Below are 23488 nucleotides of genomic sequence, written 5' to 3' on the forward strand. Positions count from 1 at the left end.
GACCGCAAGCCGCCGCCCACATGTCCCTTCATCTAAATCAACAATGTCAAAGAGCATCCTGCAATCCCGATTTGCACCGAGATGACGATCCATCTAAACGGATCATCCACGCTTAACGTGATCGACGATGCCGATCCGCAAGCGCGATTTGGATTTCAAACCCACCGTGAACCGCCTTCGCGGTAGCCTTCGAGAGGCGGTGGGCAACCAGCGAACGGTCGGCAGCGCCGCGTCCGTTGGTTCGCCCCATATGTTGGAAGAGCGCCCGACCGTCAACACCTTTTTTCACTTTTTTGTCATTCGGGGCCGCCTGCCCTGCCGCAAGGTTATCGGTTCGACGCTAGATAGTTAGCTTGGACACAATGAGTGATGGTGGCGTTCATCCCGGGCTCTCATCATCGAGAGCACCGTAGAGGAATCACAGAATGGCCATCAAATTCGCCGGTACGTTGAACGCGATCAATCGTGGTCTCGACAGCACCAAGCCGGCCAAGGGCGTCGACATGATCGAGGATTGGGAGGCCGCGCTGTCCGATCTCGATATGCCGGGGTCCAAGGGTATCCTTCGCGACCTGGGGTCGTTGCGCAAGCAGCTCGAGCGCGACGAGCCCGACGCCGATCGGGTCCACGCACTGCTCCACCGTCTCGGCGTCGCGACCACCAAGATCGCCGACCGCGCCGACAAGTCGCAGGACAAGCTGAAGACGCTCGGCGAGGCGCTGACCGAAGCCGGTGAAGACACGCCCGACGAGGAGGAGGATACCGAGGCTGCCGCCAACCCGAAGCGCGCACGCAAGAAGTAACAAGGCTTGGGGGAGGCTGGATCCGCCTCCCCCGACCCACCAGTCGCTACATTGGTGGCATCGGTGGGTAGGCCAGTGGAGGGACGTCGGCACCCGGCGATCCGAGCGTGACGAAGCCGTACAGGGCAGCGCCCACCGGGCCATAGGCGATCAGGCTCATCGCGATCTGTGCGCCGGCGATGCTCCCCATCCCCCACCACCACGCCGGATGCACCCGCCCGCTCGTACGCATGTCTCGTATCGCTCCGGCCAGCGGGAAAAGCATCACCACCACGAACACGGCCCATGCCGCATAGGGGATCAGCAACGGCATCGGCAGCAAGCGCCCGATCCCGGGTCCGGTCAGCGACGCCATCGCGCAGAACAACAGCCGGCGATGGTACTGGGTCTGGCGGCGCATCCTTATACCGGCCGCGGTCAGCGCCGCGAAGGTCAGGATGTTGAGCGGGTTCATAACCAGGAAATACGCGGGCGCGAAGACGAAGGGCACGGCGCCGCGGCGGACCATCGCGACGGTGACCCAGATGCCCATCACCACCATGGCCGGCGCCCATACCGCGGCGAACCAGCCGAGCCGCCGATGGGTGGCAAGCGAGCCGGTCGACGCCAAGGCGGTCTGCAGGACGTAGAACACCGCCCACCCGAAGAACAACACGCCGTGGACATGAACCAGTGGCGGCGCCGCGAAGCTCGACCGTCCCGCCACCAGCTGCATCGAGAAGCCGAGCACCAGCACCGCCATCATCAGCAGGGCGCCGATCAGGTAGAAGCGCGCGTCGGGCAACACCCGTGGTCGCGCGTACAGACGAGTCGCCATGCCCTGCCCCGTAGATCGTTCTCGAGCGGATCCGCTTATCATCATGCCGACAGCGCCGATTGTACGGAAGCGACGTGAATCACCCGTGACATCGTCCGCCGCGTCACCGTAGACAGCCGCGACCTTGAAGGGGATCATCATGCGCGCTTCGTTCTTTCTCGCCACCGCCATGGCTTGTGCGCTCGCGGGGGGCGCCATCGCTGCGTCGGGTGATCCGACCGCGTGGAAGAACCGGGCGCTTTCCGCCGACGCGCGCGCCGACTTGCTGGTGAAGGCGATGACCGAGGATGAGAAGCTGGTGGTGATCACCGGGTTCTTCGGCGTGCAGCAGGACTGGAACAAGTTCCGCCATCCCGAGGCACGGCTGCAATCCGCGGGCTTCGTTCCCGGCATTCCGCGGCTTGGCTTCACGCCGCAATGGCAGAGCGACGCGGGGAGCGGCGTCGCCACCCAGGGCGAAGCGACCCCGGCGCTGGAGCGGACGGTGCTGCCGTCAGGCATCCTCACCGCATCAAGCTGGGACCCGGGCACGTCCTATGCGGGCGGCCAGATGGTGGGCGCAGAGGCACGCGCATCGGGGTTCAACGTCCAACTCGCGGGCGGCGTCAATCTCGACCGCGATCCCGGCAACGGTCGCAACTTCGAATATGCGGGCGAGGACCCACTGCTCGCGGGGATGATGGTCGGCGCCTTCATGCGCGGCATCCAGGCGAACGGGATCGTCACCACCGTCAAGCATTATGCGCTGAACAACCAGGAAACCGGTCGCAGCACGATCAACGTGCTGATCGACGAGGGCGCCGCACGGACGTCGGACCTGCTCGCGTTCCAGTTCGCGATCGAACAGGGCGACCCTGGATCGGTGATGTGTTCGTACAATCTCGTCAACGGCAAGCACGCGTGCCAGAACGACTGGTTGCTCAATACCGTGCTGAAGCGCGACTGGGGCTATCGCGGCTATGTGATGTCCGATTGGGGCGCAGCGCACGATACGATCGAGAACGCGCTCGGCGGGCTCGATCAGGAGACCGGCGTCTCCACCCCCGAAAACTACGTCTGGCGCGACAAGCTGAAGGCCGCGATCGCCAAGGGCACTGTCCCGATCGCTGTAATCGACGACAAGGTGCGCCGGATCGCGCGCGCGCTGATCGCCAGCGGCGCGGTGGATCGCCCGGTCGCGCTCGCCCCGATCGACTTCGCCGCGCATGCCGCGGTCGCGCAGGCCGCCGCCGAGAACGGCATCGTGCTGCTGAAGAACGACCGCGACATCCTGCCGCTCGCGCGCACCGCGAAGCGGATCGCGGTGATCGGCGGCCATGCCGATGTCGGCGTGCTGACCGGCGGTGGATCGGCGCAGGTCTACGCACCCGGTGGCAACGCGGTGCGCGGGCTCGGTCCGAAGAACTGGCCCGGCCCGGTGGTCTACGCCAAGTCGTCGCCGTTGGTGGCGCTGCGCACGGAACGTCCCGACGCGGCGATCGCATTTGACGCGGGCACCGATCTCGCCGCGGCCGCGGCCGCCGCGAAGACGGCCGATGTCGCGATCGTGTTCGTGACGCAATGGACCGCGGAGTCGCTCGATTTCCCGCTCACGCTGCCCGATGACCAGGATGCGCTGATCGCCGCGGTCGCTGCCGCCAATGCGAACACGATCGTGGTGCTGGAGACCGGCGGCGCGGTGACGATGCCGTGGATCGATGGCGTCCGCGGCGTCGTCCAGGCCTGGTATCCCGGCAGCCGCGGCGGCCCGGCGATCGCACGGGTGCTGACCGGCGCGGTCAACCCGTCGGGACATCTGCCGATCACTTTCCCGCTGAGCGCCGATCAGTTCCCGCGCGCGGTGATCCCCGGCAAGGGTCTGCCCGAAAAGCAGATCTTCGACGTCCGCTACACCGAGGGCGCGGCGATCGGCTACAAATGGTTCGACCGCAACCGCACCCGCCCGCTGTTCCCGTTCGGACATGGGCTGAGCTACGGCAAATCGTCGCTCGACGGCTTGCAGGCGCGCGTCGTCGGCAAGGATCTTCATGTCGGTTTCCGCGTGCGCAACACCGGCAAGGTCGCGGGCAAGTATCTCGGCCAGGTCTATGTCGCCCCCGCCGCCGCCAATTGGGAGGCGCCGAAGCGGCTCGCGGGCTTCCGCAAACTGACCTTGTCGCCCGGGCAATCCGAAGCCGCGTCGCTGGTGATCGATCCCCGCCTGCTCGCCACCTGGGACCAGAGCCGCCATCAATGGCACGTCGCGCCCGGCCGCTACACCGTGACGCTGGCGAGTTCGGCGGCGGATGCGGGGCGGCGGGTGACCGTCACCCTGCCCGAGCGCTGGCTACCGGTCGGCTCGCTCGCGCCGCAGCGGTGAGGGTGTCGTGCTTTCTTGGCCGGATAGGGCGACGCTGCGCCAAACTCGCCCCGTCATCCCGGACTTGTTCCGGGATCCACTGGTCCGCAGGAGCAGAAGCCGTTGCTTCTGCGGCACCGTGGACCCCGGAACACGTCCGGGGTGACGAATGAACTAGGCAATCCCGGCTACTTCTCGCGGAGGCTCCGTCAGATAGGAGACCCTGACACCCATTGATCGGTTGGACGTCGCCCTCAGTCCTCTTAATCTACTTTAAGCTACTGCAACGACAGCTTGAAAACCAAGCCGCTCGGGATAGATTGCTCACGAACTGAGCGGCCTCTGAGGAATGAATGAGCGGCGATAATCGAGATGCCTTTGGGGCGTTGGTCCGAAAATTGAATGATCTTGCGACGCTGGACGACGCCGACAAGGAGGCGATCGCGGCATTGCCGTTCAGGGTGACCATCGCGTCGCCGGGTGCGCACCTGGTGCGCGAAGGCGACAAGATCGTCGAATGCTGCCTGCTACTGAGTGGGTTCGCGTTCCGCTACAAGCTGTCGGCGAATGGCAACCGGCAGATCGTGTCCTTCCACCTCCCCGCCGACATCCTCGATCTCCAGCATCTGCTGCTGCCGACCGCGGATCACGGGGTGCAGACGCTGGGCGAGGCGAAGGTCGCCTGGATCCCGGTCGCGGCGCTGAAGACGCTGATCGAACAGCGCCCTGCGATCGGCGAGGCGATGTGGCGCGATACCCTGATCGACGCGTCGATCTTCCGCGAATGGGTGCTGAACGTCGGCCAGCGCGACGCACGGTCGCGGATCGCGCACATGCTCTGCGAATTCGCGCTTCGTCGGCAGGCGGCGGGCCTCGGCACGCCCGAGCGGTTCGAGCTGCCGATGACCCAGGAACATATCGCCGACGCCACGGGGCTGACCGCCGTGCACGTCAACCGCATGCTGATGTCGCTCACCAACGACGGCATTATCGAACGCGACAAGCGCGAGATCAGGATCGCCGATTGGGATCGGATGCGACGGGCGGCCGACTTCCACCCCGGTTACCTGCACATGGCGGCATGATGTCGGTTTCGTTCGAGGATATCACACTAGATACCGGCGGAACGGACGAACGCGCCGTCCTGGTCATGCGAAATGGGCGCCTGACCGCCATCCTCTCCCGATTGGGTCAGATGCACGAAGAGCTCGCCGGGCAGTGGTTCGTCGAAACGATGTTCGGGGCCTCGCCTAGTTCCCAACAACATGTATTCGCCAATCCGGACGAGTTCGTCGCGTGGCTCGGGGATCAGGGCGTCTAGCCGAGGCCTTGCTAATATCCCCTTCGGCGATGTGGGCGAGAGGCGCGATCTCTACGTTCCCCGACTGTGCTCCCGCGAAGGCGGGAGCCCAGTACTGGGTCCCCGCCTTCGCGGGGACACAAGGTTACTCGTCGAACGGCTTAAGCACCTTTTCCTGCAATGAGAGCTACGTCGTATCACCTCTTTAGCAAACGACCCGGACCAGCCGTCACACCACGTCGCATAACTGGAACGCGCGCATCACGGCGCTGCGATCGAATGGCTTGGTCAGCACCGGCTGCATCGGCACGTTTGGGTGGCAAGCCGACGGGGTCCCGGTGATATAGAGCACCGGGATCGCGCCGAGCGCCTCGTGAATCGCGTAGACCGCTCGCGGCCCTGTCCCTTCCGCCAGCGTAACATCGGAGGTGATGAACGACGGCGGTTGCGCGATCGCCATCGACACCGCCTCCGATTCTGACTGCGCGAACGCGAAGGACGTGGCGCCCACCGACCCCAGCAGCCATTCCAGGTCCATTGCGACCAACGGTTCGTCTTCGATGATGAGCACGTGGCACATGGTTGAGCCCTTGTTTATCCACGTTAAAGCGACGGGAACGCGGTTCGGGCCCGGACCGACCGTCATTTATTGTTCATCAAATGCGGCGTTGCTGGCCGAGGTGCAGGTACAAGCTACTGAAATCGCCCGCGGATCGCAGCCGCTCCCAATCCAGTATCTTGATGTGGCGACGATCGAACGCGATCACCCCCTCGCTCACCAGTAGCTTCATCATGCGATTAACGTGAACGCTGGTGAGGCCGACCGCGTCTCCGAGCTGTTCCTGCGTGATCGGCAGGTGGAAACCGGCATGAAGGTCGGTTCCGACCTCCTGCATCCGTTCCGCGAACTCGCACAACAGGTGTGCGATCCGGCCGTGGCCGTCGCGGCGTCCGACGTTCAGCACCCATTCGCGCAGGATCGATGCCTCGATCAGCGTCTCGGTCCAGATCGCCCGCGCGATCGTCGGGCGGCTGAGCACCAGATCCTGCAGATCCTTTCGGTTGATGTCGATCACCTCGAGCGCGGTCAGGGCCTGGATGTTGTGATCGGCCATGTCGAGGAACAGGTGCTGGAGATCGAGAAAGTCACCGGGGACGCGGATCGAGACGATCTGCCGCCGTCCGTCCGCAGTGAGCTTGTGGCGAAAGGCGAGGCCGGACACGACATAGCTGCAGGAGCGGAGCGAGATCTCGCCTTCGCGGACCAGATAGCTCTGCGGTGGCAGTGCTCTGGTGGAGAAGCGCAACGCGAGCAGCGCGTCCCGATCGCCCTGATCGAGCGTCACGCGCCTGCCGACGCTCGCCACCATCATTTCGATAACTGCTTCGTTCATGGCGGGCTCCCCAAACGGCGGGAGCACAATCATCTCTCGGTCGTCAGCGCCTTGTTACACATGCGACGATGCGCCACGTTAGCAGATGTTGGGCGACTTCGCCCGACATATGTTAAGAAGCCGATCGCCGGCTGCAAAAGACTTGAGGCTGGTGAGACACGCGCGTCACCGTCCGGGATGAAGCCGGAGCGCTTTCCATTACCTCGTCGGCGCTATACGCAGAGGCGGGAAAATGGCGGGGCATTGCGGTGATTGAAGACGACCTCCTCGACGAAGACACCGTTGCCGACGGCCGCCGCTACAAGGCGCCCGCGCTTGAAAAAGGGCTCGACGTCCTCGAGCTACTGTCGACCACCAGCGAAGCGCTTACCCTGACCGCGATCGTCACCCGGCTGGGTCGCAGTCACGGAGAGTTGTTCCGGATGGTCCAGGTGCTGCAATTCCGCGGCTATCTGGAACAGGATCCTGCTAGCGACGGCTATCGGCTGACCGACCGACTGTTCTCGCTCGGCATGCAGCAGCCGCGAACGCAGGGGCTGGTCGAGGCGGCGCTGCCGATCATGCGCCAGCTCGCGGTCGATGCCGGACAGTCGTGCCACCTGGCGCTGCATTCGCGCGGCGAGATGGTGGTCGTCGCGCGCATGGAATCGAGCGAACAACTCGGTTTCTCGGTGCGGGTGGGCTATCGCCGGCCGCTTACCCAGGCGGCGTCCGGCGTCGTGCTCTACGCGTTCCAGCCGCTCGACGTGCAGCAGCGCTGGGAAAAGCTGTTCGAACCACGCCTGTCGCGCAGCGAGCTGGCAGCATTCCGTGCGCATGCCGAGGAGGTCCGCCAGCGTGAGGTCGAGCTGACGCCCAGCCGCTTCGTCGGCGGCGTCACCGACATCTCCGCGCCGGTGATGCGCGGCGGGGCCGCGGCGGCGGCTCTGACGATGCCGTATCTCTCGACGCTCGACCCGGCCGTGAGCATCGACGTGGCGGCCGAGGCGGTGAAGGCGGCGGCCGGGCGCATCTCCACCCAGCTGATCGCGGCCGACAGTCGGCTCTGACACGCGCCCGAGCGCTTGATCCACACGCTCTCTTCACATATGAAAACCGCGGGCGTTGGTGAAGGCGCTTGCTGCTGGCTGGTGCGAGGGAACAAGCGTTGACGACGATTACCCGGCTGGAAGTTCTCGACGTGCGCTTTCCGACGTCGAAGTTCCTCGACGGATCGGACGCGATGAACCCGGATCCCGATTATTCGGCGGCTTATTGCATCCTCCACACCGATGACGCCGCGCTGACCGGCCACGGACTGACTTTCACGATCGGCCGCGGCAACGAGATCTGCTGTGCCGCGATCCGCGCGCTGGCACCGTTGATTGAGGGGCTCGATCTGGACTGGATCCGCGCCGATGGCGGCCGCTTCTGGCGGCACATCACCGGCGACAGCCAGTTACGCTGGATCGGGCCGGAAAAGGGCGTGATCCATCTCGCGACCGGTGCCGTCGTCAACGCGGCGTGGGATCTGCTCGCGAAGGCGGCGGGCAAGCCGTTGTGGCGCTACGTCGCGGAGATGACGCCGGCGGAGATCGTTCGCTGCATCGATTTCCGCTACATGACCGACGCGGTCACCCCGGACGAGGCACTGACGCTGCTGACCGAGCGCGCAGCGGGCAAGGCCGAGCGGATCGCCGATCTCGAGGCGCGGGGCTATCCCTGCTACACCACGTCGGCGGGGTGGCTCGGCTATTCCGACGAGAAACTGGCGACCCGTTGCCGCGAGGCGGTCGCTGCCGGCTTCCGCCACGTCAAGCTGAAGGTCGGACGCGACTCCGCCGAGGATATCCGCCGGGTTGGCGTCGCCCGCGCCGCGATCGGCCCCGATGTCGCGCTGATGATCGATGCCAACCAGGTCTGGGAGGTTGACGAGGCGATCGATCGGGTCCGCGAGCTCGCCTTTGCCAACCCCTGGTTCATCGAAGAGCCGACCAGTCCCGACGACGTCGCGGGTCACCGCGCGATCCGCACTGCCATTTTCCCGATCGGCGTCGCCACGGGCGAGATGTGCCAGAACCGGGTGCTGTTCAAACAATTCATCGTCGGCGGTGCGATCGATGTCGTCCAGCTCGACGCGTGCCGGCTCGGCGGCGTCAACGAAGTGCTCGCGGTGCTGCTGCTCGCGGCGAAGTACGACGTGCCGGTCTGCCCGCATGCGGGTGGCGTAGGCCTGTGCGAATATGTCCAGCACCTCTCGATGATCGACTTCCTCTGCTTTTCCGGCACGACCGAAGGCCGGGTCGCGGAGTATGTCGATCACCTCCACGAACATTTCGTCGATCCGTGCGTGGTCGCCAACGGCGCCTATCGCACGCCGACCGCGCCCGGCTATTCGATCGAGATGCACCCGCAGTCGCTGGCCGATTATGCGTTCCGCGAGGCATCCTAGGGCGACGTATTGACGATGCACGTGCGCACCGGCAGCTATGGCGGCTCGAACCGGAGGATCGCACGCTGACTATCACGCCCATTGTCCGAACCGCACTGATCGCCGCGCTTCTGGTCACCACCGGCGCGTCCGCGCAGATCCGCGAGGATGCCGCCGGGATCCGCGAATATACCCTGCGCAACGCACATGGCGTGACCTTCCGGTTCCTCGACATGGGCGGGATCGTCACCGCGATCGAGGTGCCCGATCGCGCCGGACGGCGAGCGAACGTGGTGCTCGGCTACGGCTCGACGCGCGAGTATCGCGAGCGGATCACCAAGAATTATTTCGGGGCTACGATCGGGCGCTATGCCGGCCGCATCGCGGGGGCGCGGTTCTCGATCGACGGACGGGTCTATCGGCTGACGCCGAACGACGGGCTCAATGCGCTGCACGGCGGCGGCGCGCCGGGGTTGGAGGCGCAGATCTGGCAGGTCCGCCCGTTCACCGAACCCGGCGTGTCGGGGGCGCGGCTGTCGCTGGTCAGCCCGGACGGCGCGCAGGGCTTTCCGGGCAAGCTGACGCTGACGCTGACCTACCGCCTGTTCGCCGACGATCATGTCCGCATCGACTATACCGCGCGGACCACGCGCGCGACGGTGCTGAACCTCACCAACCACAGCTATTTCAACCTCGCCGGCGCGGAAAGCGGCAGCATCGCGGACCACCGGCTGCGGATCGACGCCGCGCGCTGGGCGGAAACCGACGCAGCGGGCATCCCCACCGGACAACACCCTCTCGTAGCGAACACCCCCCTCGACTTCCGTGCCGAGCGTAGGATCGGCGATCGGATCGACGATCGCGCGCCGATGATGAGCGCAAAGGGCGGGTATAATCATGCGTGGGTCTTCGACGGCGCGCGGCGCGGCAGTCCCTCGGTGGTGGCGCGGCTGCGGGATGGGGGGTCGGGGCGGACGCTGACGGTGTTGTCGACCGAGCCCTCTCTTCAGGTCTATACCGGGGATTATATCGACGGGCGTGATGTCGGGCCCGGCGGCCGGCCGATCCTGCCCCGGGCAGGCATCGCGCTGGAGACGCAGCATCTGTCGGATAGCCCGAACCGGCCGGCCTTCCCGACGACGTTGTTGCGTCCGGGGAAGGAGTTTCGCTCGACGACGATCTGGCGGTTCGGGCTAAGTGATCGCTAGCGGGACCTAAATCACCGCAACCGCATCCGGAGCACCCGGTCCGATGCCGTCATGAACAGCGTCCTTCCATTCTCGCCGAAAGCGCAGTTGGCGATCGGTCCGTCCGCCTCGACCACCCCTAGCGGCTTCGCGTCCGGCGTGAGGATCATCAGCCCGCCGGGTGCCGAGCAAAACATCGTTCCATCGCGGGCGATCTTCATGCCGTCGGTCAGGCCCTTGGCGCCCGGCACCTGCAGCGACGCGGCGTCGAGCCAGACGCGCGACCGGATTGGCAGGCCGCGGCGATCGAGGTCATAGACCATGATCCGCGGCGCCTTCTCGTCCGACACCGACACGAACAACCGCCGCTCGTCGGGCGATAGCGCGATGCCGTTGGGTCGGGTCAGCGTACCGTCGATCAGCACCGGCTGCCGCCCAGCGACCCAGCGATAGACGCCGTTGACGGACTGTTCCTTCAGCGGCGAGGTATCGCCTTCGGTCAGTCCGTAGGGCGGGTCGGTGAAGTAGATCGCGCCGTCGCGTGCGACGTGCATGTCGTTGGGGCTGTTGAACCGCCGGCCCTGGTAGCGGTCGACGAGCATCGTGCGTGCGCCGGTGCGGAGATCGACGCGGTCGATGCTGCGGCCACCGCTGTTGGCAAGCAGCAGCCCGCCGCTGCGGTCGAGCGCGAGGCCATTGGCCCCGGGCTCGCGGATCAGTTTCGGGTCGGTCCCCGGCGCGCCCGAGGGCGACAGGAACACGCTCGTCCCGCTCGCCCGGCTCCACCGGCGGACGATGTTGGCGGGCGGATCGGTGAACAGCAATGCGTTTAGCGCCGGCACCCACAGGGGGCCTTCCGCCCAGCGGATGCCGGTCGCGATGACCTCCACCGGCGTGTTCGGCGCGACGATGCGGTCGAGCCCGGGCGACAGCCGCCGCAGCCGCGGGCGGGCATCCGCGGCGAGCGCGGGCGCCGCGAGCAGCAAGGCGCCCGCCGTGAGCACCGCGCGCCGTCCGATCCGCCCATCGTCACGCATCGAAGACCTCCTACAGCCGGACGCTATACAGCGCATGGTGCGCGAGGATGAACAAGGTCCGCTTGTCCGCGCCGCCGAAGACCAGTTGCAATGGCCGCTCGGGAACGTCGATCCGCCCCAGTTCGCGACCGTCGGCGGCATAGACGAACACCTGCCCGTCGGCCACGAAGACCCGGCCCTGGGCGTCCACCGCAACGCTCTCGCCGCCGCGATCCGCGAACGGCTTCAGATCGGTGAGCTGGCCGCGATTGCCGAGCAGCGCGCTGTAGGTCTTGTCCTCGGATTCGTTGCTGACGAACACGCGCGACCCGGGTCGCCCGGCCGCCAGACCGTAGCTGTCGAGCGCGTCGGAGAAGCGCCAGCCCAGGAAGCTCGACGGTCCCTGCTGGAAGGTGCGGTACGCGGGCATCGCCACGCTGCCGTCGGGGGAGAGATATTCGCGCGCCTTCGGCAGCGCCACGTCGCGTGCGAACATCTCCGCCAGCGTCGTGTAGCGATAGGTGTCGGGATCGAGCTGATCCTTGAACTCGCCATTGTTCCAGTAATTGACCGGCAATGCGGTCAGCGCCCCGGGGTGATCGACTGCTGGGCTCGACAGGATCACGGTCAGCTCGGTTTCGGGACTGCCCGGCTTGAAGCTGTAGACCGTCCCCTCGCGTCCGGCGAAGGACAGCACCATCAGGTTGCCCGACCGATCCGCCATCAGGCTAACCGGATCGAGCGTGTTATCGCGGACGATCTCGAGCTTGCGCGCGGCCGACCAGCCATAGATGCGCTGGTGCCGGCGATCGACGAAGTAGAGCTTGCCGGCAGCATCGACCGTCGCCCCCGAAATCGAGAAGAAGCCGTCGGCGAGCTTTTCGACCTTGGCATCGGCGAAGGTCGCGGGCTTCACGGATTGCACCGCGGTGCCGATGTCGAGCACCGCAAACTCCCGTTCGCGTACCTCGAGCCCACTCGTGACGTCTTGGACCGCGTTCTCGTACGGGAACTTGCTGACCCGCAGATAGGTCGCGCAGCCATTCTCGTCGCAGGTGCCGAGCCCGCTTTCGGCGTTCACATGCACGTTGCGGAAGCGGATATTCTGCGAGTTGTAGAGCCTGACCGCCGCGGGTGCCGGCTTGAGCGACCGCGTGACGCGGTAGCCGTGGTAGTTGGCGATCAGGATGTCGCGGCTGTCGCGGATCTCGAGCGACACCGCATCCTGGCTCTCCCCGGCCTCCTCCTCGGTCTGCGGGGCCAGGAACTCCCAATTGGCGACGCGGTTGAGCGCGATCTCGGTACGGACATGATGTTCGGCCGACATCTCGTAGACATGGCCCGGAGTGGTCGTGTCCGACACGTAGAGACCGGACTGCGCATAGGTGCTGGGCGTCCAGATGTTGTTGAACGTCCCGCCCCCGCCCCGCGTCACCCACATGCTGGGGTATTGCGCGTCCCAGCGCTTGGCAGGATCGGCATCACCGGTGTGGTTGGCGTTATAGGGATCGAAGCGCGTGCCGTCGGCGAGTTCGGTGCCGTGACCGCCCTGGAACTTGACGTCGTCAACGAGCGAATTCGCGCCCGCGGTCCAGAGCAGGCCGGTCGCGCGCGGGTTGATGCCGCCGGTGTAGAGCCCCAGCCCCGATACGATCGCATCCCCACCGTCCGCGGACTGGACCAGCGCCTTGGGCGCGCCGACGCCCTGGAAGGCCGGCGTGCTGTCGGCGAGGATGATCTGCGTGAGGCTCGGATGCAGCGCCACCAGCGCGGTGTCGGCGCGGAGCCGCAGCGTGTCCGACACCACATACCGCCCCGCGGGAAAATAGACGACGCGGTGCGCGTCGATCGCGCGCTGGATCGCGGCGGTATCGTCGGTCTTGTCGTCGCCCTTCGCGCCCGATTGGCGGACGTCGTACCAGGCCGAGGTCGCAGGCAGCGCCCGGATCGCGGGTGCGCGACGCGTGGGCAATGACGATAACGCGGCGAATCTGGCGTCGGTCGCGACCTTGCCCATGCGGCCAAGTGCGGGAACGGTCAGTCCGTGGGTGAAGGAACTCACCCGGTACGCACGGCCCTTGCCGGCGACGGTCTTGCCGCTGTCGCGGAAGCGGGCGAACACCGGCGTGTCGGCCGCGACTGCGTTCTCGAAGCCGATCTGAGTGTAGGAGCTGTTCTCGTTCGAGATCACGACGCCGGCGCGCGTGATGTTTTCGAAACGCACGTCCTTGCCCCACAGCCAGTCGCCATAGCCTTGGTCGATCTCAACGCCGACGGGCGCATTGCGCATCGCGACGTTGACCAGCGTCAGCCCCGCCTCATGTTCGCGGATCGCGGCGTCGCGCTGCCCGTCGAAGGTGGAATCGAGTAACGTGAACTGCCAGGCGGGCGATGGCTTCTCGGCGAGGATTCCATAGCGTCCGCCGCGGAAGTGCAGGTCCTGCCCGACATTGGCGACGTGGTAGAGCCCGGCGAGGCCAGACCCGATGTCGAAGTCCATGTGGCTGACATAGGCGTGCTGCGCGGCATGGAAGCGGATCGCTGCGGCGGCCGGATTGCCTGCGCCGATCGCGAAGTCGATATTGCTCATCGCCGAATAGAAGGTGCCCGGATTAGCGTCGGCGATCTTGTCGTCAAACGGTACGCTGCCCGGCGGCGGGAACGGCACGCGCCGGGCCGGGTCGCGCTTGGCGCCCGCGAAGATCACCATATTGGCCACCCCGCGCTGGAAGCCGGGCGTGGCATCGGGCAGCGTCAGCAGCGGCCGGGTCGCGCCGACCCCGAATACCCGCACCCCCGGCCAGATGAAGACGGTACGCGTGATCCGGTAGCGGCCCGACGGGATGAAGACGATGCCGCCGCCACCCTTCGCCGCCGCCGCGTCGATCGCGCGCTGGATCGCGGCGCTGTCGTCCCCGCGGCCGTTGCGCCGGCCCTGCACCGTCACCGCACGGGGATCTTGCGGTGCGGTCACGAAGGCCGAGGTGGAGGCGATCGCGGGGCTGCCGGCGATGAACGTGGTGCCGACGATCGCTGCTATGCCGAACCCGAGGCTGCGCTGCATGGGGGACACTCCGTCTTAATGAAAAAAGTCCCGGCGATTAAGCCGGGACAGTGGGGACCGTGAATATAAAATCGGTAAATCGGTGCGCGGGCAGACCCGCAGCATTCAGACCTGCACCGCGTAGAGCGAATGATGGGTGAGGATGAAAAGCGTGCGGCCGTCAGGGCCGCCGAGGAGCAACTGCTGCGGGCGTTCGGGAACGTCGATGCGGCCGGACTCCCGCCCGTCGGCGCCGTAGACATAGACCTGACCGTTGGCGACATAGACCCGCCCGCGGGCGTCCGCCACGACGCTCTCGCCGCCGCGATCCGCGAAATGCTGCAGATCGGTGAGCGTACCGCCCGCCCCGATCTTCGCGCGATAGGTGATGTTCTCCGATCCGTTGGTGACATAGAGCGACTCGCCGGGCTTGGCGCCGACCAGCCCGGTCGCCTGCAGGGTGTGCGACCAGCGCCAGCCGACATGATCGGTCGGGCCCTGCTGCAGCACCCGATACGCAGGAAGCACCAGGCTGCCGTCGGGCGAGACATATTCGCGCTGCTTGGCCGCAGACACATCGCGCAAGAACAACTCGCCTAGCGTGGTGAAATGATCGCGCGCGGGATCATATTGATCCCTGAACTCGCCGTTGATCCACCAATTGACCGGCACCAGCGTGCGCGCATCGGGACGCGCCGAAGTCGGGGTCGCCGGGATCACCGTCACTTCGGTCTTGGGGCCGTCGGGATCGATCGAATAGACGCTGCCCTCGACGCCGAGCGACGACTGCACCAGCAGCTTGCCCGAACGATCGACCGCGAGATTGACCGGGTCGAGCGAGTGATCGCGGACGACCTCCAGCCCCTTGGCCTTGGTCCAGCGGTAGATGCGCTGGAACCGGTGTTCGATGAAGTAGAGCGCGCCTTTCGCATCCACCGTGCCGCCCGAGATCGAGAAGAACCCGCCCTCCAGTTGCTTTACCGGCGCGCCCAGGCCGGCCGCCGTGACCGGTGCGGGGGTGCCTGCGATGTCGAGCGTCGCGAACTCATGCTCGCGGATCTCGAGGCCGCTGGTCTTGTCCTGGATCGTGTTCTCGAACGGGAACTTGCTCGCGCGCAGGAAGGTCGCGCAGCCATTGTCGTCGCAGGTAGCGAAGCCGCTCTCGGCATTCACATGGACGTTGCGGAAGCGAATATCCGACGAATTGAACAGCTTCACCGCGCTCACCGCGGGGTGGAAGTTCCGCGTCACGCGGTAGCCGTGGTAATTGGCGAACAGGATGTTGCGCGAATTGCGGATCTCGAGCGAGACCGCGTCCATGCCCTCGCCGACCTCCTGTTCGGTCTGCGGCGCGAGGAACTCCCAGTTCTGGACATTGTCGAGCACGAATTCATTGCGGACATGATGCTCGACCGACATCTCGTAGACATGGCCCGGCGTGTCGGTGTCGGACACGTAGAAGCCGGCTTGCGAGAACGTGTTGGGGCTCCACACGTCGGCGAAGGTGCCGCCGCCGCCGTCGGTTACCCAGATGCTGGGGTATTGCGCATCCCAGTAATTGTCCGCGACCGGATCGCCGCTGCGCCCGCTTCGCGAATTGAGCGGCTTGCCGTCCGATGTCGGCGTCCCGCCGCCGCCCATGATCTTCACGTCGTCGACCAGGCTGGTCGCGCCCGATCGCCACAGCAGCGCGCTCGCACGCGGGTTGATGCGCCCGGTGAACAGCCCGAGGCCCGACAGGATGTTGTCGCCGCCGCGCGGCGTCTCGAGGATCGGCACGACCTTGCCGACGCCCGCATGCGCGGGGTTCTCGTCCGGGATCACCAATTGGGTGGTCGCGGGGTGGAGGCCGAGCAGCACGGTGTCGGGCTTCAGGCGCAGCGTACCCGTGACCATGTAGAAGCCGCTCGGGAAATAGAGCACGCGGTGCTGGTCGATCGCGCGCTGGATCGCGGCGGTATCGTCGGTCTGCGAGTCCCCCTTGGCGCCGAGCGTGCGGACGTTGGTCCATTCGGCGACGGCGGGCAGCGACCGGATGGCAGCTTCACGCGGCGCGGGCAGCGATGGCAGTGCCGCGATCTGCACATTGGTCGCGACCTTGCCCATCTGACCCAGTGCAGGGACGGCGAGCCCGTGGTTGAAGGCGGTGACGCGGTAGGCGACGCCCTTCCCCTTCACGGTCCGGCCGCTGTCGCGGAAGCGCGCGAACACCGGCGTGTTGCTCGCCAGCGCATTTTCGAACCCGATCTGCGTGAAGGCGCTCTTCTCGTTCGAGACGATCACCCCGGCGCGCGCGATGTTCTCGAACCGGACGTCCTTGCCCCACAGCGAGTCGCTATAGCCGCCGTCGATCTCGATCCCGACCGGCGCGTTGCGCATCGTGACGTTGACGAGGGTGAGATCGACCTCGTGTTCGCGGATCGCGGCGCTGCGTTGTCCGTCGAAGGTCGAGTCGATCAGCGTGAACTGCCACGCCGGCGAGGTCTTTTCGGTGACGATGCCGTAGCGGCCACCCTGGAAATGCACGTCTTCCATGACGTTGCCGGCCTGGTAGACCCCGGCGAAGGCGGAGCCGAGGCGGAAGTTCATGTGCGACAGGAACGCGTGCTGCGCCATCCGGAACCGGACCGCGGCGGCCGCCGGGTTGCCCGCGCCGATCTCGACGTCGACATTGGCCATCGACGAATAGAAGGTGCCCGAATTGGCGTCGCGGACCTGCTGGTCGCGCGGCACCACGGTGGGCACCGGCACCGGGATCTTGCCGACCTGATATTGATCGCCGCCGGTGAAGACGATGAGCGTGCTTACCCCGGTCTGGAATCCCGGGGTCGCATTGCCGAGCACGATCACCGGGCGGGTCGGGCCGACGCCGAACACGCGCACGCCCGGCGGCACCAGGATGCTGCGGGTCAGCCGATAACGGCCCGACGGCAGGAAGACGATGCCGTGCCCGGTCTTGTCGCGCGCTGCGTCGATCGCGCGCTGGATCGCGGCGGTGTCGTCGGCGCGGCCGTCGCCCTTGCCCTTCACGGTCACTGCGCGAGGATCGGCGGGGGCGGACAACAGGGTCGACGCGCCGGTGCCACCCTGGGCCGCTGCGGGGCTCGCGAGGAATGCCACCAACGCCGTCGCCGACCACAATCGCATCTTCATGCCTTCGCCTGTTCCTTCATGCGGCGGCCTTGCGGCGCCCTAGCCTCGATCGACTAGGCCGTTAGCGTTACCATGGCATCCGCGACGAAGGTCGTAGTTCCGCCGTCCCGCCGCCGCGGTTAAGCCTGCGCCGCAAGAGCTGGCACCGTGTCGATCGCCGGGGCGAACCAGTGACGGGGACCTTGTTTGCTGCCGCCAGACCAATCATCCGGGCTCGCGCCGATGGCCGTCATCGTGATGGGCGTCAGCGGCAGCGGCAAATCGACGCTGGGGGCTGCGTTGGCGACCGCGATCGACTGCCCCTTCCTGGAGGGCGATGCATATCACGACGCGGCCGCGGTGGCGAAGATGCGCTCGGGCGAGCCGTTGTGCGACGAGGATCGCTGGCCGTGGCTGGATCGCCTGGGTGCGGCGGTGAGCGCGACGGTCGGCGAACACGGCGTCGCGGTCGCCGCGTGTTCTGCGCTAAGGCGGCGTTATCGCGAGCGGCTGATCGCTGCAATCGCGGCACCGGTGCGCTTCGTGCTGCTCGACAATAGCCGCGAGGAACTCGAGCGCCGCCTCGCCGGCCGCACCCGCCACTATATGCCGCCGAGCCTGCTCGACAGCCAGCTCGCGACGCTGGAGCGCCCTGCCCCCGACGAGCCTGCCATGGCATTCGACGCCAGCGCGCCGCTCGATCGATTGAGCGCCGAGACGCTGGCGTGGCTCAGGACCTCGCCGCCGAGCAGCTAAGGCATCAGCCGCTTGCGGCCTTCGGACAAGTGCCAGCGCATCGCCAGGGCGGCGCCGTCGGCATCCTGCGCGCGGATCGCGTCGACGATCATCTCGTGCTCGCGCATCATCGCCCCGATCACCTCGGGCGGGCGCGACCGGGAGATGTCGACGCCGGCGCGCATTATCCGGTCGATGTCCGCGGCGAGCGCGGCGAAGGCGACCTCGAACGCGGGATTGGCGGTGGCGAGCACGATGCGGCGGTGGAGCTCCATGTCCTCGTCATGCGCCGGCGCGCTCGACAGCAATGCCGCGCGCAAGCGCACGAGGCCGTCGTCGATCGCGGCCATCTGGTCGGCCGAGCGACGCACCGCCGCCAGCCGTGCGCTCTCCGCCTCCAGCACGAACCGCACCTCGTAACTGCCGAGCGTGGTCGACAGATCGGCCAGCTTCATGTGCGCGGAGAGCCGGTCGGACGGCCGCCCCTTCACGAACGAACCCGCGCCGCGACGCGGCTCGGTGATGCCGTCCGACGCGAGGCGCACCAGCGCTTCCCGGATGATCGTGCGCGACACGCCGACCAGCTCCGCGAGGCGGGCTTCGGACGGTAGGCGATCGCCGATCTCCAGCCGATCGACGTTGATCAGTTCGACGATGCTCGCATAGGCGCGATCCGCCTGGCGTTCCTCTCCCAAGAAGCCGTCCTCCCCTTCACGCCTTTTATGGTCAAAGCTGTACGACAGATCTGCCGCGTCATCCACCTCCATCCAGTGAACAAACGACTTTATTTAATCTTTCGCTTGAATCTGTCGGACCAATCTACCTAAACTGCCCACCAGCGAGAGTCGGCGAAGACCGGCAGCAATCGAGGGAGAGATGGCCATGACGAGCACTCATCAGCATGACGGAACCAGCGGTGACGCGGTGTCCCCGACAGGCGTGGCGGCACAATTGACGCCGACCCAGATCAAGGTCCTGGCAGGCGTCCATTCGGGCTTGCTCAACAAGCAGATCGCCTATGATCTCGGCATCGCCGAAGCGACGGTGAAGGCGCACATGACCGCGTTGATGCGTAAACTCAACGTCCGTAACCGGACCCAGGTCGCGATCATCGCCCAGTCGATGACGACGAACGCTCGTGGGATCGCCCACTGAGGTGACGCAGGCCGCCGCATCGTGCGGGCGGCGCAACAAGGAAGCGTGCATGGAACTCGGACGACGCGACCTCCTGCTGTCGGCTGCCGCGCTGGTCGCCGGATCGACCGGCATCGCCAGGGCGGCCACGGGACGCAAGCTCGGCTACGCCATCGTCGGGCTTGGCGGCTACGGCCTCGGCAGGATCATCCCCCAGCTGCGCGATTGCGAGCATAGCCGCCTCGTTGCGGTGGTGACCGGAGACGCCGCCAAGGGGGCCAAGGTAGCCGCGGAGTACGGGCTCGCCCCGGGCTCGGTCTATTCCTATGCCGACTTCGACCGGATCCGCGACAATCCCGCGATCGACATCGTCTACGTCTGCCTGCCCAATTCGCAGCATGCCGAATTCGTGATCCGCGCCGCGCGCGCGGGCAAGCACGTGATGTGCGAAAAGCCGATGGCGGTCTCGGTCGCCGAATGCGAGGCGATGATCGCGGCGTGCAAGAAGGCCAACCGCAAGCTGATGATCGGCTACCGGGTTCACTTCGAGCCGTTCAACCGCGAGGCGATCCGCCTCGCGCGCAGCGGTGCGATAGGCAAGCTCCGCTACGTCCAGTCCGAGCACGGCTTCGTCCAGGGCAACCCGGAGGCTTGGCGGCTGAAGCGAGCGCTGTCTGGCGGCGGATCGCTGATGGACATGGGCGTCTACAGCCTCCAGGCGGCGCGCTACATGACCGGCGAGGAACCGATCGCGGTCACCGCGCGCGAATCCACCGACCGCAGCGATCCCCGCTTCCGCGAGGTCGAGGATATCATGCAGTGGACCCTGGAGTTCCCGTCGGGTGCGATGGCGATGTGCCATTCGATGTACAGCGCCAACCAGAACCGCATCCTGACGATGGGTGAACGCGGCCGCATCGAACTCGAGCCGGCGACCCGCTATGACGGCCAGAAGATGTGGACCGGCAAGGATGGGCGCGAGACCCCCGTCACCCCGCCGCCGACGCGGTGGAAGAACCAGTTCGTCGGACAGCTCGATCACCTTCCCGAGTGCATCGCCACCGGCCGCGAGCCGATCGTGTCGGGCGAAGAAGGTCTGCGCGACATCCGGATCGTCGAGGCGATCTACCGCTCCGCGCGCGAAGGCCGGACGATCCGCCTGGGTTCGGCGGCATGATCGCGTCGATGCGTACCGCGATGTCGATCGCGCTGGCCGTGGCGAGCACGGCGGCGATCGGGCAGGATGCGACGACCGACCCGACCAGCTTCGCCGCCGCTGCGGAGGTTCGCACGCAGGTCGCGGCGATGGGCCGAGCGATGAAGCCGGGCCAGGGTTTTGCGTGGCAGCCGCTGGTGCGCGACGGGCAGACCATCGGCGCGCTTGAATATTGGAAGAAGCCGGGCCGCCCTGCGGTTCATCCCGGCCAGGCCGAATATGCCATCGTCATCGAAGGCCGCGGCACGCTGATCAGCGGCGGCACGTTGGCCGATGCCAGCACCACCAAGCCGGAACTGGTCGAAGGCAGCCGGATCGTCGGCGGCACGACCCGGCAACTGGCGGCCGGCGACGTGATGCTGATCCCTGCGGGTACGCCGCATTATTTCGGGATCACCGGTGATCGACTGGTGCTGCTCGGGATGAAGCTGCCCGCATCGACGCGCTGATGGAAGGGGTTGGCGGGCGGATACCGCCGAGGTCGGACTGGATTCCGCCCGCCGATTGCTCCTAGGGCATCGACACGATGCAGACCGTTGCGCTGCGACCAATCGGACGCGTTATCATGAAGATCATCATCGGTGCCGTTTCCCTCCTGGCCGCGGGCGTACCGGCAATCGCGACCGCCCAGGACCAGCGTGACGAGGGCGACATCGTCGTCACCGGGCGCGGTCTCGATGCCTCGCCAGCCGATCGGGTTGCCACGGTCGTGACGATCGACCGCGATCGGATCACCGCCAACGCCAGCAGCCGGCTCGAAAGCGTGCTCGCCGACGTCGCGGGGCTTCAGCAGTTCCGGCGATCGGATTCGCGATCGGCCAATCCGACCAGCCAGGGGCTGTCGCTGCGCGGGATCGGCGGCAACGCATCGAGCCGCGCGTTGCTGATCCTCGACGGCGTGCCGCAGACCGACCCGTTCGGCGGCTGGGTCGCCTTCCCGGCCTATGCGACCGACCGGCTCGGCCTGATCCGCGTCACCCGCGGCGGCGGCAGCGGCTATTACGGACCCGGCGCGCTGGCGGGAACGATCGAACTGGAAAGCGCGACGCCGTCGCAGCTCCACGCGATCGACGGTCGGGTGTCCTATGGCAGCCGCGACTCGGTCGAGGCGCAGGGATCGGCGGCGCTGGTCCGAGGCGCTGGGTTCGCGACGCTGTCGGGCGCCTATTCGCGCGGCGACGGCTTCATCCCGACGGTGGCGGAGAGCCGCGGCAGCGCCGATCGTCCGGCGCCCTATGAACAGGCATCGGGCGCGATCCGCACCGCGATCCGCATCGCCGCCGACACCGAATTGCAGGCCAACGTCTCCGCCTTCACCGACCGGCGCGAGCGCGGCACCGCGTTCACCGCGAACCGCAGCGAGGGCGCCGATGCGAGCGTGCGGCTCGTCGGCCGCGGTAGATGGGGCTGGTCGGCGCTCGCCTATCTGCAGACCCGCGCCTTCGCCTCCAGCTTCGCGAGCGTCAACGCCGCGCGCACCACCGCGACACAGACGCTCGACCAGTACAACACGCCCGCCACCGGCGCCGGTGCCCGCGTCGAGATCGTGCCGCCGACGGGCGAGCATGTCGCTATCCGCTTCGGCGCCGACCTGCGCGACGTCAGCGGGCGGACGCAGGAGAACTTCACCTATGTAGCCGCCGCACCGACCCGACGTCGGCTCGCGGGCGGTGAGAGCGAGACCTATGGCGTCTTCGCCGACGGCAGCGTCGAACTCGGCGCGGTCACGCTGGCACTCGGCGTGCGCGTCGATCATTGGCGGATCAGCGACGGTTTTCTGAGCGAACGCACGATCGCAAGCGGCGCGGCGCTAACCGACCTGCGGTTCGCGGATCGCAGCGGCGACGAGTTCACCGGTCGGGCGGGCCTTGCCTGGCGGGTCGCGGCACCGCTGACCCTGCGCACCGCGGCGTATCGCGGCTGGCGGTTGCCGACGCTCAACGAGCTATATCGCCCGTTCCGGGTCGGCGCGGACGCGACCGCCGCCAACGCCGCGCTCAGCCCCGAACGGCTATGGGGGTATGAGTTCGGCGCGACGCTGGCGCCGGCTCCCGGTGTCGGTCTCAGCGCGACCTGGTTCGACAACCGGCTCGACGATGCGATCGCAAACGTCACGCTGGGGCGCGGCGCGGGCACCTTCCCCGGCGTCGGCTTCGTGGCGGCGGGCGGGGCGTATCGGGTCCGGCAGAACCTCGACGCGGTACGCGCGCGCGGGTTCGAGATCGACGCCGACGCAGCGCGCGGGGATGCGTTCGCGCGCGCATCCTGGAGCCACGTCCGCGCGCGGGTGGTCGCATCGGGCGCTGCGGCGCCGCTCGATGGCCTGGCGCCCGCGCAGACTCCGCGTGACCAGCTCTCGGGCACGCTCGGCTGGCGACGCGGCCGCGCGACCGCCTCCGCCACCGTCCGCCACATCGCGCGGCAGTTCGACGACGACCAGAACAGCCGTAGCCTCGATCCGGCGACGACGGTCGATGCCTATGCCGCGATCCCGATCATGGCGGGCCTGGCGATCGAGGCACGCGCCGAGAATATCGGCGACGCGCGCGTCGAAGCCGGGATCAGCGGCGCCGACATCGTCGAGCGCGCCACCCCGCGGACCTTGTGGATCGGTCTGCGTTTCGGCGGCGGCTGACGGGTCCGGAGCGGTTCTACAGGAACGCCGCTCCCCAGCCGACGTTGAGCGCCGCATCGGATGCGACGACGGGAAGCAAGATGGCGAAGACGGCATTGGTAGTGGGCGCGAGCGGGATCGTCGGCAGCGCGACGGCGGCGTTGCTGGCGCAGCAGGGCTGGTCGGTTCACGGTCTGGCGCGACGCCCCGCCGATCAGCCCGATGTATCGCCGGTCGCCGCGGATCTGCAGGACGCCGCCGGCACCGCCGCGGCGCTGGCCGATCTGCGCCCGGACGCGGTGTTCATCACCACCTGGCTGCGGCAGGACAGCGAGGCGGAGAACATCCG

At 67.0% G+C, this 23488-nt stretch carries 21 protein-coding genes; 14 read left to right on the forward strand and 7 right to left on the reverse strand.

The features are described 5' to 3' along the window. Positions 1-127: 127 nt before the first annotated feature. Both ACFE77_RS12550 and ACFE77_RS12555 read left to right on the forward strand, forming a co-directional pair. Entirely contained in the window at positions 128-352 is a 225-nt protein-coding gene (locus tag ACFE77_RS12550; RefSeq protein WP_375421982.1) for a hypothetical protein, read from the forward strand. Between the two features lie 73 nt (positions 353-425). Next, positions 426-803, forward strand: coding sequence for a hypothetical protein (locus tag ACFE77_RS12555; protein WP_375421983.1), 378 nt, complete (start codon positions 426-428; stop codon positions 801-803). Positions 804-849: 46 nt separating this feature from the next. Here the strand turns inward: ACFE77_RS12555 and ACFE77_RS12560 are convergent, their stop codons facing one another. Beyond that, on the reverse strand, positions 850-1620 hold the full coding sequence (locus ACFE77_RS12560) for a hypothetical protein (RefSeq protein WP_375421984.1): 771 nt from the start codon (positions 1618-1620) through the stop codon (positions 850-852). Positions 1621-1759: 139 nt separating this feature from the next. Between ACFE77_RS12560 and ACFE77_RS12565 the strand changes: the two genes are divergently transcribed. The 3 genes from ACFE77_RS12565 to ACFE77_RS12575 all read left to right on the forward strand — a co-directional run bounded on the left by ACFE77_RS12565 (position 1760) and on the right by ACFE77_RS12575 (position 5279). Then, the gene (locus ACFE77_RS12565) at positions 1760-3979 is read left to right on the forward strand and encodes a beta-glucosidase (RefSeq protein ID WP_375421985.1); all 2220 of its coding nucleotides are present in this window, start codon (positions 1760-1762) and stop codon (positions 3977-3979) included. 377 nt (positions 3980-4356) lie between these two features. Beyond that, positions 4357-5043, forward strand: a complete 687-nt coding sequence (locus tag ACFE77_RS12570) for a Crp/Fnr family transcriptional regulator (RefSeq protein ID WP_375421986.1) — start codon at positions 4357-4359, stop codon at positions 5041-5043. Continuing rightward, on the forward strand, positions 5043-5279 hold the full coding sequence (locus ACFE77_RS12575; protein WP_375421987.1) for a hypothetical protein: 237 nt from the start codon (positions 5043-5045) through the stop codon (positions 5277-5279). Before ACFE77_RS12570 ends, ACFE77_RS12575 begins: the two co-directional genes overlap by 1 nt. 208 nt (positions 5280-5487) lie before the next feature. Here the strand turns inward: ACFE77_RS12575 and ACFE77_RS12580 are convergent, their stop codons facing one another. Together ACFE77_RS12580 and ACFE77_RS12585 are read right to left on the reverse strand one after the other, a co-directional pair. After that, positions 5488-5904 carry a response regulator gene (locus ACFE77_RS12580; protein WP_375421988.1) on the reverse strand — a complete coding sequence of 139 codons (417 nt, stop codon included), beginning with the start codon at positions 5902-5904 and terminating at the stop codon, positions 5488-5490. A 10-nt stretch (positions 5905-5914) separates the two neighbouring features. Further along, positions 5915-6652 (reverse strand): Crp/Fnr family transcriptional regulator, encoded by a 738-nt coding sequence (locus ACFE77_RS12585; protein WP_375421989.1) that lies wholly within the window; start codon positions 6650-6652, stop codon positions 5915-5917. A gap of 248 nt (positions 6653-6900) precedes the next feature. Here ACFE77_RS12585 and ACFE77_RS12590 point away from each other — a divergent pair, with 248 nt between their 5' ends. The 3 genes from ACFE77_RS12590 (at position 6901) to ACFE77_RS12600 (ending at position 10270) form a co-directional block, all read left to right on the forward strand. Beyond that, a complete protein-coding gene (locus ACFE77_RS12590) occupies positions 6901-7701 on the forward strand; it encodes an IclR family transcriptional regulator (protein WP_375421990.1) in 801 nt (266 codons plus the stop codon). Positions 7702-7799: 98 nt separating this feature from the next. After that, positions 7800-9083 (forward strand): L-fuconate dehydratase, encoded by a 1284-nt coding sequence (locus ACFE77_RS12595; RefSeq protein ID WP_375421991.1) that lies wholly within the window; start codon positions 7800-7802, stop codon positions 9081-9083. Further along, positions 8978-10270, forward strand: a complete 1293-nt coding sequence (locus tag ACFE77_RS12600; RefSeq protein ID WP_375421992.1) for an aldose epimerase family protein — start codon at positions 8978-8980, stop codon at positions 10268-10270. Before ACFE77_RS12595 ends, ACFE77_RS12600 begins: the two co-directional genes overlap by 106 nt. 11 nt (positions 10271-10281) lie before the next feature. On the opposite strand, the gene ACFE77_RS12605 is transcribed toward ACFE77_RS12600, so the two are convergent. From ACFE77_RS12605 to ACFE77_RS12615, 3 genes are all read right to left on the reverse strand, one after another. Continuing rightward, entirely contained in the window at positions 10282-11286 is a 1005-nt protein-coding gene (locus ACFE77_RS12605) for an SMP-30/gluconolactonase/LRE family protein (protein ID WP_375421993.1), read from the reverse strand. Between the two features lie 10 nt (positions 11287-11296). After that, entirely contained in the window at positions 11297-14329 is a 3033-nt protein-coding gene (locus ACFE77_RS12610) for a glycosyl hydrolase family 28-related protein (protein ID WP_375421994.1), read from the reverse strand. 105 nt (positions 14330-14434) lie between these two features. Further along, positions 14435-17461 (reverse strand): glycosyl hydrolase family 28-related protein, encoded by a 3027-nt coding sequence (locus tag ACFE77_RS12615; RefSeq protein WP_375421995.1) that lies wholly within the window; start codon positions 17459-17461, stop codon positions 14435-14437. Between the two features lie 222 nt (positions 17462-17683). On the opposite strand from ACFE77_RS12615, the gene ACFE77_RS12620 reads away from it, so the two are divergent. Beyond that, on the forward strand, positions 17684-18196 hold the full coding sequence (locus ACFE77_RS12620; RefSeq protein ID WP_375421996.1) for a gluconokinase: 513 nt from the start codon (positions 17684-17686) through the stop codon (positions 18194-18196). Here ACFE77_RS12620 and ACFE77_RS12625 read toward each other — a convergent pair. Continuing rightward, on the reverse strand, positions 18193-18870 hold the full coding sequence (locus ACFE77_RS12625; protein WP_375422002.1) for a FadR/GntR family transcriptional regulator: 678 nt from the start codon (positions 18868-18870) through the stop codon (positions 18193-18195). The two genes, ACFE77_RS12620 and ACFE77_RS12625, sit on opposite strands and share 4 nt — an antisense overlap. Positions 18871-19057: 187 nt before the next feature. Between ACFE77_RS12625 and ACFE77_RS12630 the strand changes: the two genes are divergently transcribed. From ACFE77_RS12630 to ACFE77_RS12650, 5 genes are all read left to right on the forward strand, one after another. After that, positions 19058-19330: a helix-turn-helix transcriptional regulator gene (locus tag ACFE77_RS12630; RefSeq protein ID WP_375421997.1), complete on the forward strand. Its 273-nt coding sequence runs from the start codon at positions 19058-19060 to the stop codon at positions 19328-19330. 49 nt (positions 19331-19379) lie between these two features. Continuing rightward, on the forward strand, positions 19380-20486 hold the full coding sequence (locus ACFE77_RS12635) for a Gfo/Idh/MocA family protein (protein ID WP_375421998.1): 1107 nt from the start codon (positions 19380-19382) through the stop codon (positions 20484-20486). 8 nt (positions 20487-20494) lie between these two features. Continuing rightward, complete coding sequence (locus tag ACFE77_RS12640) at positions 20495-20974, forward strand: cupin domain-containing protein (protein WP_375421999.1); 480 nt, start codon at positions 20495-20497, stop codon at positions 20972-20974. A gap of 116 nt (positions 20975-21090) precedes the next feature. Continuing rightward, on the forward strand, positions 21091-23160 hold the full coding sequence (locus tag ACFE77_RS12645; RefSeq protein WP_375422000.1) for a TonB-dependent receptor: 2070 nt from the start codon (positions 21091-21093) through the stop codon (positions 23158-23160). Positions 23161-23240: 80 nt separating this feature from the next. Next, on the forward strand, positions 23241-23488 hold a 248-nt coding region (locus ACFE77_RS12650; RefSeq protein WP_375422001.1), incomplete at its 3' end, for an NAD-dependent epimerase/dehydratase family protein.

The sequence above is a fragment of the uncultured Sphingomonas sp. genome (genome assembly GCF_964243315.1).
In the GTDB taxonomy this organism is placed as follows: Bacteria; Pseudomonadota; Alphaproteobacteria; order Sphingomonadales; family Sphingomonadaceae; genus Sphingomonas.